Origin of the sequence: Lacticaseibacillus yichunensis (genome assembly GCF_003946405.1) — a bacterium.
Lineage (GTDB): Bacteria > Bacillota > Bacilli > Lactobacillales > Lactobacillaceae > Lacticaseibacillus > Lacticaseibacillus yichunensis.
Window position 1 is genome coordinate 1 of record NZ_RHOG01000067.1, and the last position, 1,819, is coordinate 1,819.

General features: G+C 54.0%; 2 protein-coding genes. One reads left to right on the plus strand and one right to left on the minus strand.

The annotated features are described in order from the left end of the window. Nucleotides 1–394: 394 nt before the first annotated feature. Nucleotides 395–1,138 (plus strand): class I SAM-dependent methyltransferase, encoded by a 744-nt coding sequence (locus EKM95_RS11525; RefSeq protein ID WP_164510204.1) that lies wholly within the window; start codon nt 395–397, stop codon nt 1,136–1,138. 16 nt (nt 1,139–1,154) lie between these two features. Here EKM95_RS11525 and EKM95_RS11530 read toward each other — a convergent pair whose 3' ends face one another. Further along, nucleotides 1,155–1,652: a winged helix-turn-helix domain-containing protein gene (locus EKM95_RS11530; RefSeq protein WP_125698562.1), complete on the minus strand. Its 498-nt coding sequence runs from the start codon at nt 1,650–1,652 to the stop codon at nt 1,155–1,157. Nucleotides 1,653–1,819: the final 167 nt, after the last annotated feature.

Consider the following 1,819-nt stretch of genomic DNA (forward strand, 5'->3'; position numbering starts at 1 on the left):
CTCTCATATAATGAGCCGTTTGAATAGCTCGATTTGTTGTTACTAGCGAATTGACTTCGCTCATGTTTAATTCTCCGGCCAATTAAGGCCGAATCACCTACACATTTACGAAACTTTGTTCAGTTTTCAAAGGACGACGTTGTCTCAACAGACAACTTATATAGTATATCTCGTGGTGATGAACGTGTCAATGTTTTTTTGAAACATTTCGCGCTGTTGCAACGTTTGCAGGCAACTTTTTCAATCGGATCAACTCATTTCATTGAGTGAAGCGATCATGTTGTTCCCTGAAACACAACTTTGATATCATACCAAGTGAGCGGCCTTGCGTCAACGGTTTTTTCACATTAAAATTCTTAAAAGCGAATGTGAGGTCGAATAGGAGGTGCTCGTCTTGTTTACTGAAGCTGATTGGGACGCGTTTGCGCAGGTGTACGCTTCCGCGCAGGATCACTCTCAATTGCCACTGGCGCGAGACATTGTTGGCGCGCTTGATCAGGTCAGTCCACTGGCTGGCCGGACCGTGGCGGATGTGGCCGCCGGCAGTGGCCGCTATACTGGCGGTCTTGCCCAGGCGGCCGGAAAGGTGACGGCGATCGATTGGTCGCAGGCGATGTTGCGCGAGGCCCAACGCCGCGTGACCGCGCCGAATGTCACCTATCGCCAGGCCAACTGGCGCAAGCTGCCTGCACAGCCCATTGCCCAGGTCGTGTTTCTCAGCCAATTTCCTGGTCTGGCACCCGAGGATCTGCCGCATCTCACTGCGCTTGCGTCTGAGACTGTCGCTTTGAATTGCCAGACCCTGCAAGATGACACATTGCTGAGTCAGGCAGCGCTGGCGCTTGGGGTGCCGTTGCCTCCCGTGTTTCAGGCGGACGCGTCACGCATCGAGATTGCCCGGCAGTGGCTTGATGAGACCGGGATCCAAGCCGTCCAAAAAGAGTTCGACTATTCTATAGAAGAAACGGTCACAACGACCGAGTTGATTCGAGACCTCGGCGTTCCAGTGAACGGCAGCGACGCCCGGGCGCTCGCCAAAACGCTCAGCGGATATCCGGATCAAGAGCAGCCAGTTCAAACGATAATTCGCTATCACTACACACTGTTGGTCTGGCCTGCCCACGCCCAGCCGCGATAATGGCACTACCCTAGGCTCAGTCAGCCAAAACAGTCGCCAGTTGTTTCAGGACCGCTAATGTCGTGGCGAGGGCCGGCGCATCGATGGTCTGCAGGGCCGCCGCCAGTCGCGCGTCATCGCGCGCATGCATGTCGGCATGGAACGCGGCCGCCTGTTTACCCAGCGAGGTTGTAGCCAACGCGTATGACTTTTTATTCGTACCGATGGGCTGTTTGACCACGAGTCCTGTCTCGACCAGCCGCTTGACGTACCGTGACATCAGGCCCTGGGAAAAAGGCAGACGGGCGGACAGCTCACTGTATGGCACCACATCATCGCCGAGCGCGGACAGCAGCTGAAGTTCCGAGTGATTGAAGTGCGCGGCCTGGGCCTTTTTCTGCACGCCAGCCGGCTGCGCGGCGAACGCGGCTGGGAGATGATCCGCTAGATATTGTTGATCTTCGGCGTGGCTGCTATCCGCGAGCTGTCTGATCACTTGCTTTAGTGCGTCGATCTGGTCTGCTGTTGCTTGCACGGTGCTACTGATGCCCCTTTTTGTTTACACGTAATATAAAATTGACAACCGCATTTCATGTGATTATGATGGCTTTATATTACCAGTAATTAGTGGCTGTTCAACTAGGCCACCATATTCTTGGTGCTGGTAGTAAATTTGTACCGGAAACGATAGGTTTGCCCGTC